At 32.7% G+C, this 15,890-nt stretch carries 18 protein-coding genes; 3 read left to right on the top strand and 15 right to left on the bottom strand.

Features of this window, described 5'->3' with window-relative positions; all coding sequences use genetic code 11:
• Nucleotide 1 precedes the first annotated feature (1 nt).
• The 3 genes from ACFVQC_RS06155 to ACFVQC_RS06145 form a co-directional block, all read right to left on the bottom strand.
• The gene (locus tag ACFVQC_RS06155; RefSeq protein ID WP_002146163.1) at nucleotides 2-319 is read right to left on the bottom strand and encodes a hypothetical protein; all 318 of its coding nucleotides are present in this window, start codon (nucleotides 317-319) and stop codon (nucleotides 2-4) included.
• A gap of 321 nt (nucleotides 320-640) precedes the next feature.
• Nucleotides 641-1,216: a histidine phosphatase family protein gene (locus ACFVQC_RS06150; RefSeq protein WP_377897686.1), complete on the bottom strand. Its 576-nt coding sequence runs from the start codon at nucleotides 1,214-1,216 to the stop codon at nucleotides 641-643.
• A gap of 91 nt (nucleotides 1,217-1,307) precedes the next feature.
• Nucleotides 1,308-1,724 (bottom strand): VOC family protein, encoded by a 417-nt coding sequence (locus ACFVQC_RS06145; protein WP_377892154.1) that lies wholly within the window; start codon nucleotides 1,722-1,724, stop codon nucleotides 1,308-1,310.
• 431 nt (nucleotides 1,725-2,155) lie between these two features.
• Between ACFVQC_RS06145 and ACFVQC_RS06140 the strand changes: the two genes are divergently transcribed.
• Nucleotides 2,156-4,876 (top strand): sensor domain-containing protein, encoded by a 2,721-nt coding sequence (locus ACFVQC_RS06140; RefSeq protein WP_377897684.1) that lies wholly within the window; start codon nucleotides 2,156-2,158, stop codon nucleotides 4,874-4,876.
• A 104-nt stretch (nucleotides 4,877-4,980) separates the two neighbouring features.
• On the opposite strand, the gene ACFVQC_RS06135 is transcribed toward ACFVQC_RS06140, so the two are convergent.
• From ACFVQC_RS06135 to ACFVQC_RS06120, 4 genes are read right to left on the bottom strand one after another with little or no spacing between them, the layout of a single operon-like run.
• Nucleotides 4,981-6,045, bottom strand: a complete 1,065-nt coding sequence (locus ACFVQC_RS06135; RefSeq protein WP_377897683.1) for an undecaprenyldiphospho-muramoylpentapeptide beta-N-acetylglucosaminyltransferase — start codon at nucleotides 6,043-6,045, stop codon at nucleotides 4,981-4,983.
• A gap of 48 nt (nucleotides 6,046-6,093) precedes the next feature.
• A complete protein-coding gene (locus ACFVQC_RS06130) occupies nucleotides 6,094-6,444 on the bottom strand; it encodes a DUF6572 domain-containing protein (RefSeq protein ID WP_377892147.1) in 351 nt (116 codons plus the stop codon).
• On the bottom strand, nucleotides 6,441-7,352 hold the full coding sequence (locus tag ACFVQC_RS06125; RefSeq protein WP_377897680.1) for an SDR family oxidoreductase: 912 nt from the start codon (nucleotides 7,350-7,352) through the stop codon (nucleotides 6,441-6,443). Before ACFVQC_RS06125 ends, ACFVQC_RS06130 begins: the two co-directional genes overlap by 4 nt.
• Entirely contained in the window at nucleotides 7,349-8,335 is a 987-nt protein-coding gene (locus tag ACFVQC_RS06120; RefSeq protein ID WP_105585393.1) for a UDP-N-acetylglucosamine 4,6-dehydratase family protein, read from the bottom strand. Before ACFVQC_RS06120 ends, ACFVQC_RS06125 begins: the two co-directional genes overlap by 4 nt.
• A 314-nt stretch (nucleotides 8,336-8,649) precedes the next feature.
• Here ACFVQC_RS06120 and ACFVQC_RS06115 point away from each other — a divergent pair, with 314 nt between their 5' ends.
• Nucleotides 8,650-9,828 carry a DUF2515 domain-containing protein gene (locus tag ACFVQC_RS06115; protein ID WP_377897678.1) on the top strand — a complete coding sequence of 393 codons (1,179 nt, stop codon included), beginning with the start codon at nucleotides 8,650-8,652 and terminating at the stop codon, nucleotides 9,826-9,828.
• The gene (locus ACFVQC_RS06110) at nucleotides 9,803-10,204 is read left to right on the top strand and encodes a CBO0543 family protein (RefSeq protein ID WP_080019118.1); all 402 of its coding nucleotides are present in this window, start codon (nucleotides 9,803-9,805) and stop codon (nucleotides 10,202-10,204) included. Before ACFVQC_RS06115 ends, ACFVQC_RS06110 begins: the two co-directional genes overlap by 26 nt.
• A 22-nt stretch (nucleotides 10,205-10,226) precedes the next feature.
• Here the strand turns inward: ACFVQC_RS06110 and ACFVQC_RS06105 are convergent, their stop codons facing one another.
• From ACFVQC_RS06105 to ACFVQC_RS06070, 8 genes are all read right to left on the bottom strand, one after another.
• Nucleotides 10,227-10,652, bottom strand: a complete 426-nt coding sequence (locus ACFVQC_RS06105) for a YfmQ family protein (protein ID WP_309137447.1) — start codon at nucleotides 10,650-10,652, stop codon at nucleotides 10,227-10,229.
• 21 nt (nucleotides 10,653-10,673) lie between these two features.
• Nucleotides 10,674-11,345, bottom strand: a complete 672-nt coding sequence (locus ACFVQC_RS06100) for an LrgB family protein (protein ID WP_377897677.1) — start codon at nucleotides 11,343-11,345, stop codon at nucleotides 10,674-10,676.
• Between the two features lie 23 nt (nucleotides 11,346-11,368).
• Nucleotides 11,369-11,725 (bottom strand): CidA/LrgA family holin-like protein, encoded by a 357-nt coding sequence (locus ACFVQC_RS06095; protein ID WP_377892131.1) that lies wholly within the window; start codon nucleotides 11,723-11,725, stop codon nucleotides 11,369-11,371.
• Nucleotides 11,726-11,761: 36 nt separating this feature from the next.
• The gene (gene pdxR, locus ACFVQC_RS06090; RefSeq protein WP_377892129.1) at nucleotides 11,762-13,192 is read right to left on the bottom strand and encodes a MocR-like pyridoxine biosynthesis transcription factor PdxR; all 1,431 of its coding nucleotides are present in this window, start codon (nucleotides 13,190-13,192) and stop codon (nucleotides 11,762-11,764) included.
• A gap of 68 nt (nucleotides 13,193-13,260) precedes the next feature.
• On the bottom strand, nucleotides 13,261-14,034 hold the full coding sequence (locus ACFVQC_RS06085; protein WP_377897675.1) for an alpha/beta fold hydrolase: 774 nt from the start codon (nucleotides 14,032-14,034) through the stop codon (nucleotides 13,261-13,263).
• Nucleotides 14,035-14,057: 23 nt separating this feature from the next.
• On the bottom strand, nucleotides 14,058-14,738 hold the full coding sequence (gene bshB2, locus ACFVQC_RS06080; protein ID WP_377898134.1) for a bacillithiol biosynthesis deacetylase BshB2: 681 nt from the start codon (nucleotides 14,736-14,738) through the stop codon (nucleotides 14,058-14,060).
• A 32-nt stretch (nucleotides 14,739-14,770) separates the two neighbouring features.
• Nucleotides 14,771-14,965, bottom strand: a complete 195-nt coding sequence (locus ACFVQC_RS06075; RefSeq protein ID WP_002014626.1) for a hypothetical protein — start codon at nucleotides 14,963-14,965, stop codon at nucleotides 14,771-14,773.
• Between the two features lie 214 nt (nucleotides 14,966-15,179).
• Nucleotides 15,180-15,887 carry a GntR family transcriptional regulator gene (locus tag ACFVQC_RS06070; protein WP_377897673.1) on the bottom strand — a complete coding sequence of 236 codons (708 nt, stop codon included), beginning with the start codon at nucleotides 15,885-15,887 and terminating at the stop codon, nucleotides 15,180-15,182.
• Nucleotides 15,888-15,890: the final 3 nt, after the last annotated feature.

Here is a 15,890-nt window from a genome sequence, read left to right as displayed (position 1 = left end):
ACTACTCATTCACAATAAAAGTATATACATCATTATAAATACAACCATTTACTCTAATAACATACTTACCTGGTTTATTGAACTGAACTGTATAATTACTTAATTGTACCGCTTCTTTATCTCCTGAAAGAATATCAATACTTCTACCACTCAATAAATAAGATTCACTTTGATTCATCGCTACATTAATAGCATTGAACTTCTCCTCTTTCACTTGCATTGTTTCTGCAGCGCTTACACTTGGTTCTAAAAAAAGTAATCCACTTAATCCAATTGAACCCGCTAGAGCTACTCCTGCAAATTTTTTCATTTTTTTCATCACAATGACCTCCTTATAATTTTAGTGTAAAGGCGGTGTCCCCCCTTACACCACAAAGCCTATATGTTAAGAAATGAAAAGTAAACGTGTACAGTAAGACAAAATTCTACATTTTTTTCTCCTATTGAATATAAATCCAGCGTTTGGAGTTTTGTCACATTTAAAATTGTTTCTCTAAACCAATTTTCCAATGGATTATTCAAAAGCTGAATAATTACTTATTAATTTAACATTCTAAAAATAGTTGATAAAAACTATTTCTCTTCAAAAAAAGAGTGTGTTTTAAAAGTAATTTTTAAAACACACTCCATATAATCCATTTCATTTCTCTCTCCATACTCTCTCTATATTTATTAATTGCTCGTCTTTAAATTCCAGCTTATATACGTCTGGCTTTGATGTATTCATTAAAAATTCAAGCCCATATTGGTTATCAAAATAGTTCATCATCAATGTCATGACAAGCCCATGTGTACCAATTACAATTTTATGTCCTTGAAAATCTATTAATATTTCTTTTAATATTTTCACTACTCTTCTCTGACAATCCACATACGACTCTCCTCCAGTTAGTGTGAAATCTGGATTAGAGAACATCTTCTTTACGAGTGGATACACTTCCTTATCTGATATAATCTTATCCTCACTTAAAAACCTACACTCTTTGAGATTTTCATATACTACTATTTCTTTTTCATGGAAATTAGCTAACTTTTCTATTGTTAACATAGCCCTCTTATACGGACTTGAAATGAAAGTATCAATCCCCTCTGTTTTTAATATCTCAGTTACTTTATGGGCATCTAAAGTTCCCTTCTCAGTTAATCCACGTGTTCTTTCATTTCCTTCTAATTTTGGTGATTCACCATGTCTAACCATATAGATGTATGTATTCATAAGTCCTCCTTGAAAATATTTATAAGTTAATTACTTATTTTAATCTTTGCCGTCTCAAAACTTGCGTACAATCAAAATATTAATTCTTCTTTTAAACTATTTTATGAACTTTGCTAAGCTGTTCGTCTATTTTCATTAACACAATTCTCCAACCATCCGGATCCTCTATCGTTATCCCCTTATCTTTCCAATATGGATTTTCTGGTTCTACTTCATCGTATCCCATTGCATGCAGCCTTTTACTCAATTTTTTCATTTCACTATCTTCACGCATGTAAAATACAAGTAAATTGTCTTTTGTTGGAGCCGGACAAGGGCTCCCATCTATATGTCTTGTAAATTCTAAATGATACTCTTCATCTGGTAGACCGAACATGATCCCATCATAGCCTTCATGATCGTAGAATTCACCTATACGTTTTAAACCTAACCCTTTTTCATAGAATGCTATAACCTCTTCAAATTTATCAGTTGGACGTGCTATTCTAAACTTCACCCATTTCATGATGATTTTCCCTCCATATTAAAAATTAATTACTGTATTACATATTATTGTATATAATTAACACGTTTCTTTAATCCCTCATTAGTATGAGAATAGGTACATACAAAGGTCTTACTTAATACTCTATAATAACGAAAAACTCCCCTCATCTAGAGAGAAGTTCCCATCACTTTATATGCAATTTTACATCTCCGCTTGCAAATCACTAAAAAACCTTTAAAATCTAAAGGATGACTAAATATACAAATTCTATCTGCATTCCTTATAAACTAAAAATTATTGAACTCAATACTTTTTCAATTTTAAGAAGTATCATACTCTTCATTTTTTCCTTATAATCATGTTTTTTATAAGGAAATCTGATACAATCCTTAAGTAATATTAATATGTATAGATATTACGAATATAGTACATACTTAAAGAAGGTGATTTTATTGAAATTAAATAAAAATTTACAACTATGTATATTAATCACAACATTAATATGCTATTCAATCTATTTTATGTTTTTCTTTCTGTTCCCTACTCATTTTTCAAATTTCAATGTACGCTTCGCTTCACTCATCGTTGAAGCCATTACATTTGTATCACTAATATACTCTATATATTCTAAAAGAGTTAGTTCAAATCCTTTTTGGATATGTATTACAATAGCAATTGGTAGTTTTTTATTAGGAAAAATAGTATATACGTATCAAGCTAACTTTTTCGAATTTCCATTACATCATTTTACTGTTTCTGATGTATTTTACATGTTTTTTCTATTCTTCTGTCTTATCGCTTTCTGCTATAAAATCTTAAAAGAATGCAATAAATGGGAAAAGGCGTTCTTTATTTGTGATATATGTATAGTACTTACTTCCATATTCACATTAGAATGGTATTTATTTAATCAGCCAGATTTAAATATATTCTCACTTTCACTCGGAGATGTTTTCCTTTCATTTCTATATCCAATTGCAGATCTATTATTTCTTCTACTAGGTGTTAGTCTCTTTTTCCGTCCAACAATTTTTAAGTCCAAGCGGAAAATTTATATTTTTATTTTTGTATTAATAAGTTCTGCAACTTTTAACTATATTTATTTTTACTTACATAACCATTTATCAACTGACACGATAACATCATTACGTCTTTTATATAGAATACCTATATTACTTATCGCAATAGCTGGGGCTATTTCAGAAGATTATAATAGTCATAAAAATTATTTCATTGTAAACCCTATACTAGGAAAAAAAGTATTAGTCGTATTTCCCTATCTTGCTGTTGCAATACTAATCTGGTTTACCTTAAAAGAACAAACATCATCTTCAACTCTCATTACAGGAAATTGTATTACTTTTGTTTTCGTACTCATCCGTCATTCTATTGTACATATGCAAAATAATTCCCTAACAAAACGTTTACAGGCATTTAATGCTCAACTAGAAGAAAAAGTTACTTTAAGAACCTCTGATTTAGTCCAAAAATCAGAGGCTTTATCTCAAAAACAACAAAAATTCAAATCTTTATATGAGTATCACCCTGATCCTATTTTTACGATTGATTTAAATGGAATATTCTTAAATGTAAATAAAGCTGGGAGTATACTACTTGGAGCACCAACGAACGAGTTACTTGGTGAAACATGTTTTTCGATTATTTTAGAAGAAGATAAACATAAACTAGCATCTGCATTAGAAAAGGTTAAACAACAAGAATCAGCATCTTTACAACTTAGTTCTCAATATAAAGATGGCTTTACTTATTTTTTATACGTTACCATCGTTCCTATTATGATAGATGGACAAATTTCAGGAAGCTATATTATGGTAAAGGATATTACTGCGCTCAAAAAACAACAAGAAGAAATAAAATATTTAGCATTCCATGATACGGTAACGAAAATTGGGAACCGTGCCTTTTTCCATAAGAAATTAAGAAAAGTTATAAAAAATGCTAAAACAGCACAAAGTGAGTTCGCATTATTATATTTAGATTTAGACCGCTTTAAAGTAATTAACGATACACTAGGACATTCGTCAGGTGATTACATATTAGAAGAAGTAGCAAAACGTTTCCAATCATGTCTTCCATCACATACTCATGTGTCAAGAATCGGTGGCGATGAATTTACAATTTTAATCGAAAACTATATAGACCAAGATTCCTTATTACATTTATGTAACAAACTATTTGAAAGCATGAAAAAACCGTTTGTCATACATGAGCATAAATTAACTTTATCACTTAGTATCGGGATTGCTATATATCCATCTGGTGGAATCGATACTGCTACACTCTTAAAAAACGCTAATGTTGCAATGTATGATGCTAAGGAAAAAGAGCTTAACTCTGTCTCTATTTATGACGATGTAATCGCTAAAAAAATTGAAAGACGATTAAAATTAGAGAAAGATTTACCAAATGCAATTCAAAATGAAGAATTATTCCTTTTATATCAACCTCAGGTTGATAGTGAATCTAATAAAATTATCGGTGCTGAAGCTTTAATCAGATGGAACCATCCCGAATTAGGTGTTATTTCTCCATATGAATTTATTCCGATTGCCGAGGAAACACTACAAATTATTCCAATAGGAAAATGGACATTACAGCAAGCCTGTCAGCAAATGAAACGTTGGCACGCACTCGGATATTCACATTTAAAAATAGGAGTAAATTTATCTGCTAAAGAATTTGAACAAGAAGGTTTTGTAAAGTCTATTTCTTCTACTTTAGCAACTACAGGTTTACCAGCAAGTTCTCTCGATCTTGAATTAACAGAACGAATTGCAATGATGGATGAGCGAGAAACATTGATAAAACTGCGTACACTAAAAAACTTAGGGATTTACATTTCAATCGACGACTTTGGTACAGGCTATTCTTCGCTAGCCTACTTACCTTTATATCCCATCGATACGTTAAAAATCCCGAGAGAATTTATTACAATGTCTGAAACGTGTGAAGATGGAATGGAAATCATTAAAACGATCATCACATTAGCACATACATTAGGAATGTCTGTCATTGCTGAAGGTGTAGAAACGAAAGAACACGTGAATTTCCTTCAAAAAAATAAATGTCAGTTTATTCAAGGTTATTATTACAGTAAACCTATTTATACAAATGCATTTACTAAGCTGCTAGAAAACGGTATTCGTCCATAGTATATAGCTCTATACAGAATATAATAGGCTACATAATAATAAATTTGAAAAACAAAAGGAAAGAAGATACCTTCTTTCCTTTTGTTTTTCCATTTAACCCCCTATTATTTCACCACTTCATTTATTAAATCTATTAATTGATGAATCCCCTCATCATTTGTTTTCTTATATCCATTCATGTTTTGAACATATTTCTCCTTATTTGCATATAGCTGGTTTACTGCATGTGTAAATGTACTAGTGTTTACTCTATCTTGAAGTAAAACTTCCGCATATCCTTGCCTAGAAAAATGGTCAGCATTTAAAACTTGATCCCCTCTACTGGAACCATTAGTTAAAGGAATAAGCAACATCGGTTTCTTCAAAAATAACAATTCAGAAATAGCAGTAGAACCCGCTCTGGAAACTACAACACTTGCCATATTCAGTATATGCGGTAACTCTTCCCCTATATATTCAAATTGCATATAACCTTCCATTCCAATAGCTGAGTCCACCTTCCCTTTACCACACATATGAACAATATTAAAATTTAATATTAATGTATCTAAACTTTTCCTTACCATATCATTTATCCACTTAGCACCTTGACTCCCACCCATTATTAACAATACCGGTTTATTTTGCTGAAATTTACAATAGCCTCTTCCTCGTAATACGTTACCTCTCTCAATTTCTTCCCTTACAATTGGCCCTACATAAACCTTCTTCTCATTACTTACATTACCCCCTGTTTGAGGAAATGTTGTACATAGTTTTTTAGAAAAAGGTAATGCTATTTTATTTGCCAACCCTAACGTACTATCTGGTTCACGTATTATTATAGGTACACGATTTAACCATGCCCCTATAACTACAGGAACTGAAACAAATCCTCCTGCAGAAAAGATAACGTCAGGCTTCATTTTCTTAATTAATTTATAACTTTGTAAACAACCTTGTATAATTTTGAAAGGATCTTTAAAGTTCTCCCAATCCCAATATCTCCTAAGCTTCCCGGTTGAAATACTATTATACTTAACATTTTGAACTAATAATTTTTCAATCCCATTTTGAGATCCAGTATACTCGACTCTCCATCCCTTTTCTATAAATTTAGGAATCAATACAATGTTAATCATAACGTGTCCGGCTGTACCGCCCCCAGTAAAAAGAATCGTTTTGCTCATAACCTATATCCACCTTTATCATTAAAAATCTAGCTTTATATTAATCTTTCAAATGTAAATATGCTTACTATTATTTATATATATCTTCAACTCAAGTCCTATATCTTGTAAAAGATCTTTGATGAGTTCATAAAAATCATTTCCATACTCACTACACTCATACTGAGCAAAAACTTGAATCACATGCCTAGTTCTTGTCTCTAGTGCTGGCTTTATTCGATCAACCTTTTTTCCTTCCACATACGCTCGATATTGATTTATTGCCTCATAGAGGTGCAACACATGCGCTTCTTCATCTTTCCAATCCAGCGTATCAACAATCGAAAGTAATAGCGTATTTTGATTATCTATTGCTTCATAACCATTCATATACTTCTTACACCCTTTTTTATTTTTCATTGAATGCAGATGTCACTGCGCTTCGCATACTCAAGTACATCTTTTAATGATTGATGAAATTGGATTTTTGGGACCCAACCTAACTTTTTTATATCCTCTAACACTAAACTTTTATTTGAGTCATCCTCAAAATTCTCTGTTTCTTTTATAGTAAAGTTCTGCTGTGTTAATCCTTTATATTGTTCTAATACATCTAATAAAGATCGTTTTACTCCTGACCCAATATTATATTCTTTTCCATTTATACCATCACGCAATAACACATGATACGCTATAACTGCATCACGTACATCTAGAAAGTCCCTACTATCTTTCAAACTGTTTACTTCAATAATTGGTTCACTTTTACCCGACTCTATATCTATCATTTTTTTTGCAAGAATAGAACAAATACCATTCGATACTCCTGGACCAATTAAGTTCGAGGGCTTTGCAATGATAATATTTGAATTCATTAATCCACCCCAAGCCTCTGCGACGATTACTTGCATAGTTTTACTTAAACTATATGGATTTGAAACTTTTATGTTGTTCATACTATCTGCTTGCAATGCAGATCCTATAACTAATGTTCTACAATGTGGTGCTTCTTGCTTAATTGCTTCTAATAAATATAACGTCCCTATTACATTAATCTCCATGTATTCAAGAGCAGCTGTCCAAGACTCTATGACCGAATTCCTTCCTGCTAAATGCAATACATAGTCTGGCTTTATTTGTTTAATTACCTTCATTACTTCGCTCTTATTAGTTAAATTACAAGTAATTCCATTCCTGCATTTTTCTCTATGTGAACGATTTTGAAACATGGGAATTACATGAAAGCCCTTGTCTAAAAAATATTGGCAAGCATGGCGTCCTGTAAAGCCATTTGCACCAGTTATTAAAAGGCTCGCATTTTTTTTCATAGTAAAAATCCTCCTTTTTCTAACATTTGTTTCACCTCATGTTTTGCAAGTAAGTCTTGTTGAGAACTAAAACTCTTCACATCCACAAGCGGATAACTAGCATAATATTCTTGAAGTCCTTCTATGGGAATAGTCGGTAGTACCACAAAATAATTTTGATCAAAACTTATACTTGTTTTACTCTCTACCTCAGATAAAAGCATTTCACTTAATTTTTCACCAGGTCTTATCCCTACCTCTTTTATCTTCACGTTTTCTTTTTTCGAATCTTCAATCAACACTTTTGCTAAATCCGTTATTTTACACGCTGGCATTTTCATAACAAAGATCTCCCCTCCTCTTCCTTCAGATGCTGCTTTAAATAACAATCCAACAGCATCTTCAATTGTTAAGAAAAATCTAGTCATATTTTCATCAGTAATCCCTACCTGTGAAGACTTTTTAATTTGCTTTTTAAAAAGCGGTACCACACTTCCACTCGTCCCTAAAACATTTCCACCACGAACACAAATGAATTTTGTTTTCTTTGTTTGCACATTCGCATGAACCATTAACTTTTCACCAATTGCTTTTGTCATCCCATACGTATTTGATGGGTCGGCCGCTTTATCAGTTGAAACATATATAACTTTCTCAACTTGCTTCTGGATTGATGCTTCAATCACATTTTGCGTACCATGTATATTTGTTTTTATAGCTTCATAAGGATAATACTCACATACTGGAACATGTTTTAAAGCTGCAAGATGGAATACATAATGTACACCTTGGCAAGCATAGACTAGTTGGTCTTTATCACGAATATCTCCAATAATAAATTTTAATCTATCGTCATTTATAAACTGTTGCTGCATTTCAAACTGAACTGTTTCATTCCTTGAAAAAACCCTAATTTCTTTCGGCGATTTTTCTAATAGTTGTTTTATAAGTTCATGTCCCCACGAACCTGTGCCACCAGTAATTAAAATTATTTTATTAAGCATTCCTTTTCCTCCTACCATATATTTCAATAAAAATTGTACTTACCAAAGCTATTGAATTATTTTCAATTGATTCAAATCATAATCGTCGTTTGTTACATTAAATTGACAAAATAAAAAAACAGAAACTATTAAACATAGTTTCTGTTTTTTTATCTTACTTCTTAACGATACGATTTTCTTTATACTGTTTGAATCATAACTATAATACTTGTTTAAAAAACACCGTTCATTTATTTCTCATACTCGTAATAAAATAAATGGAATGATTCATAACCAATACCACATTTAAATTCATGGCAAAGGGAGGTAATGGAATGTACCGAAGCAATTCAAGCAACACAAATAACGAACCTTCCAAAGTACTCCCTCTCTCCCTATTCGACGTGAAAAATGAGTTAATACAAAAAAGCGACCTCATCCATTCTGATACAATGTGTAAATTAACGAAAGAAGAGCAACTCATCATCGACAACATAAAAGCACAAACAAAACAACTAAATAAAAATAATGTAACAAGAACACGTGCATACTACCAATTTTACATTCAATATCCAGAAATACATTGGGCACTACTTGGGCATATGGTATCACGTAACGGTGGTTGGAATATGACCGATTTAAAGGGAGATTTATATACGAGAATTTTATCTGAGAAAGATCAAATTACATTTTTTTCTTTCTTAGAAAGAGGAAATTGGCTCATTTTCCAAGATGTATATCCTCAATTTTTGCTATATGAACAAAGTGTAAAAAGATCACAAAGGCTATTTCACCTTCTCCCTCACCTAAATGTTTCTACATTTATGGAAACGATGTGGAACGATTTTTGGAAAACAGGTAACAAAAAAACATTAGCGATTGCAACTATTATTAATGAACAAAACTACTTAGAAAAAAGAGTTATTCAAAATGTACACTTTAAAAAGACTGTACTAAATAGTATTGGATTTAAACTCTTTGATTTCTTTCAGTTTAATCATATCCTTTTCCCATTCTACGAAAATGATAAGGAACAAAAAGTATTACTATTTGGTGATACAATGAAGCATTTTACGTCCTTGCATGAACGAATCTTAATTGGAAAAAGGTTGTATTCACTATTATTTCGGGATACACATATTTTATCTCAAATAATAAGTTGGGCCGAGCATCATCCACACACAGGCTCAAGGAAAGATTACTGGCCTCATTTATTTTCAAGTGTAAATGAATCTTTTTCCCGTGAGTTTTATAAACGCCGAATAAAGAAATGCCAGTTGCGTAGTGGCGCATATCGTATATACAGCCCTGCACTCATCTACGCATGGCGCGATATGAAACATGAAGAAGATGAAAGTAAAGATTGGTTTACTGATTGGCAAGTTGTAAATTACTTAGTTGATAAGGAGGAAAGTATAAGTGGACAAATTTCAGAAGACTACTGCAAAACACTCGAAAAAATTGAACTTGCCATTCTCGCAAAGAAAAATGTCCTCCTCCGAGAGGAAGAATGACTTTCTAGCTTTAATAATTACAGTTTTTTTCTCTGCTATTATTGGAACTTGTTTAGATGCTTTCTTTGTTAATAAACAACTATATTCCTTTCCAGTTAGGCCCTTCTCATCCATATTTTCAGTTAACATAGCTTTTACGTTGTTTGTACTGCCGATTTTAACAGCCTCTTTTATACAAATTTCAAAAAAATTATCTACAGTTTCTAGAACTCTATTTATTTTTTCAATAGGTATTTGTGCTAGTATTTTTGAGCAAGTTGCTGAGAGATTAGGTTTATTTGTACATAGTGCAGATTGGAACCATACATATTCTTTATTTGGTTATATGATTTTCCATTCTTTTATTTGGAAAGTATATAATTGGTTACAAAAATAAAGAGACCATTATAGGTCTCTTCTTAAGCATACTCTTCAGTTATGGCTAATGATGTAGGTGTTTGCAGACTCTTAGAGCGTAAACGATAGGCAACGACTTTCTTCTTATATTGCTTTATTACATCAACATGTTCCTCATAGCTATATAGAGAAAATCTAATCTCTTTATTCCCTTTTTTCGTATCAATGACTATTGGCGTTCCTTCTCCTTGAGGTGGAAAATAATGTTTATCCAAAAATAAGGCCTCATTAAATTCGTTAATAACTTGTAGTTTCATTTCTCCCTCTATATTTTTTCCATCTATCGATATAGAGGTATTCTCCTCCTCAAGTTTTTGATGTAATTCAAATCTACTAATAATAGATTCTACAACAGAAGTTGGCATACTAGAAACTAGTACTTTAAGAGAACCAAAAATAAATAATGTAACTATAAACCATGTTGTCACTTTTATCATCTCCATTACATTTTAAAATATAAGTTTCGTTCCATACGGTATTAATATACTAATGAGTATTCCGGTTACAATCATCGTTACCGAACCGATAGTCGCTTCTTTCTCGCCTTCCTTCACTAGACGACTCACACCGATAATATGTGAGGCGCAGCCCATTCCAACTCCTTTTCCAATCGTACTTGTTATATGGAAAAGCTTAAGTACTGTTGGTCCGATAATAGCACCTGTTATTCCTGCAACAACTACAAAACTAGAAGTCATAGAAGGAATACCACCAATTTGATCTGCTAATGAAATGGCAATAGGCATCGTCGCTAATTGCGGTAGAGTTGTTAGTATAAGTTCCTTATCTATATTTAAAATTCCACCAATCACTACATTCATACTCGTTAAAGCCACTATACCTATCACTACGCCGATCAGTATCGATAAAAAGTTTTTCATAAGTATCTTTCTCTCTTTAAATAGAGGTATGGCTAACGCTACAATTGCAGGGCTCAAGAAGCCTGAAAGAATGTCTCCTCCATTTTCCTTATACTCATGATGAGAGATTCCAAAAATAAGGAATAAACAAATCATAATCGTCGTAACTGTTAACACCGGTAAAGTAAATGGAAACGTAAATTTTTTATATAGCTTTGTCGCCAATATATAAATCACTACAGTAATAAAAATTAAGACCATTTGAATAGCGCACCTTGTCGATTTTATTTTTTTGATGTTACTAACAATTGACTTACATACCCTGAAACAATCAATGTTACTATCGTACTTGCAACAACTAAAAGGAATATAACACTCCCCTTACTTAAAAGAAAAGATCCGTATTCCATTAACCCTGTTGTCGAAGGGATTAGAAATAACGGTAAAAATACTATTAATTTTTCCGCACCTACCTCAAACCACTTTAATGGCAAAATACGAGTAGAAAGGAGTAAGAACAGCATTAACATCCCAATTAAACTTCCTGGCATCGATAGATGGAATACTCCCTGAATCCAAGTACCAGCTAAGCTAAATACATATAGCACACCTACTTGAAGTAGAAGCGTCACGTACTTCATCTCTTTCCCTCATTTCAATATCGTGCATCACTATTCTTAAATTTCATTTAAAGTGTCCGCAAATCTCATAATTCCAAGTGAAATTTGTTCTACATCCACTCGTCCAAAAGTAAAACGAATATATTCACTTTTAGAACCTAAAACACTTCCCGGAACGAATGCTACACCATTTCGTATAGATTCACCTAATAAATGATATTCATCAAACTTTCCTTGCACTTTGCACCATAAATGTATTCCGCCCTCCGGAACGAAAAATTCAACTCGATCCCCTAATAATTCTTCAAGCTTTCTAATTAACTCATCTCTTCTTTGTTTCAATTGTCCACGAAGCATTGTAATATGCGCATGAAAATCCTCTGATTCTAAAAATTGATTTGCTACCCACTGCGTAAATACACTATGACCAAAATCAACTTGCTGCTTCGCATCTGCTAAACGCTCTATTACGCGCGTAGGACCAATTACCCAGCCAATACGTAATCCTGATGCAACAATTTTTGATAATGAACTTACATAAAGGACATTTCCATTTTGATCCATTGATTTTAATGTTGGATTCACTTCTCCATTAAAAGAAGTTAAACTGTATGGGTCATCTTCTACAATCGGTATACCGAATTCAGAAGACAGCTCTAAAATCTTTTTACGTCTCGCTAATGAAAGCACAGTGCCAGTTGGATTTTGATAATCTGGATTCAAAAACACCATACGAATACGATGCTTTTTGTGCAAATCAATTAAATCATCTGGATTCATTCCGTGCTGATCGACAGGTAAATGGAATATTTTTAAACCAGCGGATTTAAACATCGGAAGTGAGAAACAATACGACGGATCCTCAATTGCAATCGCATCGCCAGGTTTTAATAAACATTGAACGATAAGATTAAGCGCCTGTTGTGCTCCAGATGTAATGAGTATAGAACTTGAATCCGCTTCAATTTGTTTATATTGCTCGACATGTGCTGCAATTGTTTTTCTCAACATTTCATTTCCAAGTGGATGATCATAACCGAGATTTTCCATAAATGTGTTCTCCGACAAAATCGTTCGAAATCTATCGCTCGGAATTAATTCTGGTGACAATTCACCACTCGCTAAATTAATTAAATCATCTTTTTGTGTTTCCGTTCTAATTTGTTGAACAAGTGGTACATTAGGTAAGAACGATCCATCCTCAACGTACCTACCCCAGTTCGGTATTCGTTTATGTGACACACCCCATATGTCTGTATTTACCCGCGTTCCGCTTCCTTTTTGCCGTTCTACTACTCCAAGTGATTTTAATTCTTCATATGCAGCTACTATTGTGCTCCGGTTCACTTGAAACTCCTTTGCCAACATACGCTCAGAAGGTAACTTACTATCAGAAGGAAATTCACCTGAAGAAATACCTCTTTCAATATAATCAGCAATTTGTTTATATACAGGTGTCTTATCTGCACGATTTGGTTTCCATTCCATATAGTTGCCTCCTCTCAAAACTAACTATACCTTACTCACTAATAACAGTATTCACTGTTATAATGGTGTTAATTAAGCGCATGATTTAAAAATGTTTCTACCGTCATATTAAAGCTAATCGGCTGTTCTAAATAAGGCAAGTGCCCGCTATTTTTAAACTCAATGAAAGTTGTATTTTTTAAATGTTTTTCAAACTCTCTTACATATTTTTCTGGGACAAAATCATCATTTTCCCCTCTTATAATTAAAGCAGGACATGAAATATTTGAAAGAAACGGTCTTTGATCATAATCAACTAATTCAGCAAATAATCTTTGAATATGCACCGGATTAATAGACAGTAAAGATTGATAAAATCCTCGAACGATTCCTTCATTACCTTCTACTCCCATCGCCTTCAATAATGTATCCGCCCATGTTTTTCCGTTATCATGTAAGCTAAGTAAATCATATACTTCAAGTCGTTCTTTCCGATCTTTTAATTCCAAATAGGGAAATGCATTTACAACAATTAAGCTAGAAACATAACTTGGATATTGAATAGCAAAATCAATTCCTACTCTAGCCCCCTTTGAAAGACCACAAATGACTACTTTTTGTAACTTTAAATAATTACATAACTCATACAAAACATTTGAGTATTTTTTAAAGCTAATTTCTAGTCCTTCAGATTTCCCATGTCCAGGTAAATCAATTGAAACCACTGTCCAACTTCCCTTAAAATATTGCCTTTGATATAACCAATTATTTGAGTTTCCTCCAAGACCGTGTAAAAACAATATGACAGGACCCGATCCTTCTATATTGTAAAAAATCTTTCGATTCTTATATTCAAAATACATATTCATCACCTTCAGCTATAGCATCACTTATTCTTATCTTTGAATGGATATATCCAAAACGGTTCTCTTTCTAACCACTCGACTGTTTCCGGGATACCATCTGCATACTCTCTCTTCAGTTCCATTACCTTAGCGGAAAATTGTGATGCATGCCCTCGCAATGCCTCCAACTTTTTTGGTACATATTCTTTCACTTCATTTTTAAAATTTGGAGGCCCTATTTCTGCTTCATGATTATTTGAAAAAGCTACAGCATAAAGTGTTGGCCTTTTATTTTCTGGGATATTAGCTAACGCCCTGGCTACTGCTTCTCCTGTTGCATCATGATCTGGATGAACTGCATATCCGGGATAAAAAGAAATGACTAACGAAGGATTCAATTCTTCCACACATTTTTGTATTACACTTCTTAATTCTCCAGGAGTTTCAAATTCAAGAGTCTTATCACGGTATCCCATCATACGTAAATCTTTAATCCCTAAAATATTAGTAGCTCTCTTTAACTCTTTTTCTCTAATAGCGTATAAAGATTCACGTGTTGCAAATGGGGGATTCCCCATCGCTCTCCCCATTTCACCAAGTGTTAAGCAAACATAAGTGAGAGGGACTTTTTTCTCAGTATAGGCTAAAATTGTACCAGCCACGCAATACGACTCATCATCTGGATGTGGAAAAACAACTAAAACGTGGCGCTCATTTTTCATCAATACATTAACTCCTTCATCATATACAAACTTTATAAAATAACGACCGCATACCACGTAACTCCTACAAGAAGCCCTAAAAGAAGAATGATATAGATAGCGGATAAGTTTTTCACATTTCTTTTTGTAGACTTACCGTAATTCTCCTCCACATTTCGTGCAACTAGTACGGTCCCAAACAGCGATACAACTACAATAATAACAACTAGTGAAATTGCAAAACTCATTGTATTTTCACCTCTCTAAGGCCAGTCTATTTTAATAAAAAACTTCCTCTTTAAAACGTCGATAAAATACTACCTTTCTTCTCTTATCATAATAGATGTTTGTAAAAAACGGACCAACCACTTTTGTGTTTTTTTGCTCATCCACTTTAAAAATAAAAAGCAACTGATTTCCTAGGATCAGTTGCTTTTTTACAAGGCTACTTATTTTCATTTTTCACTTAAAATTAATCCGATTCAGAAGTTTGGTCTTTTCATAATGAAACATCGATTGAGATAACTCAAAAATTGTTCCATTTACAAGATAAACTGTATTTTCAATAAGAAGCGCCGGATCACCTTCATTTAGTTCTAAAAGCTGTGCATTTTCTTTATTTACTTTTTCACAACTAATAACTTTATCGGCAAAACCAATATTTAATCGTAAATCTTCAATGAAATAGCTGTATACAGAGCTTAATGCTATCTCTTCATTCAAATACGGAATGATATCTTTTTTAAAATAACTTACTTCAATAGAGAATGGTTTCCCATCTACAATTCTTAAGCGCTTCAAAAAATATAACCTATTTCCAATTTCACATTGCATCCGCTTTGCTATCTCTTCGTCTGCATCTATTACTTCAAGCTCTAACACTTGCGTTTCAATATTTTGCGAAACGAGGTTTTTCGTTAATCCACGTAAACTTCCTAAATTAATGTAATCTGTTACAGAAGTTTCGCGTAAAAACATCCCACTACCTTGCACTTGAAAAATATAGCCTCTATTCACAAGTTGACTAATTACTTTTCGTATCGTATTACGGCTTACTTCAAATCGATTCATCAATGCTTCTTCTGTAGGTAGTTTTTTTGTTTCATTAAAAAGTCCATCTCGAATGTTTTGCTCTAACACATCTGCAATTTGTTTATACTTTGCACTCATACA

This window comes from Bacillus sp. NPDC057893 (assembly GCF_042796455.1).
In the GTDB taxonomy this organism is placed as follows: domain Bacteria; phylum Bacillota; class Bacilli; order Bacillales; family Bacillaceae_G; genus Bacillus_A.
The sequence above is the reverse complement of the archived record's forward strand: the minus strand, read 5'-3'. Positions and strand labels throughout refer to the sequence as shown.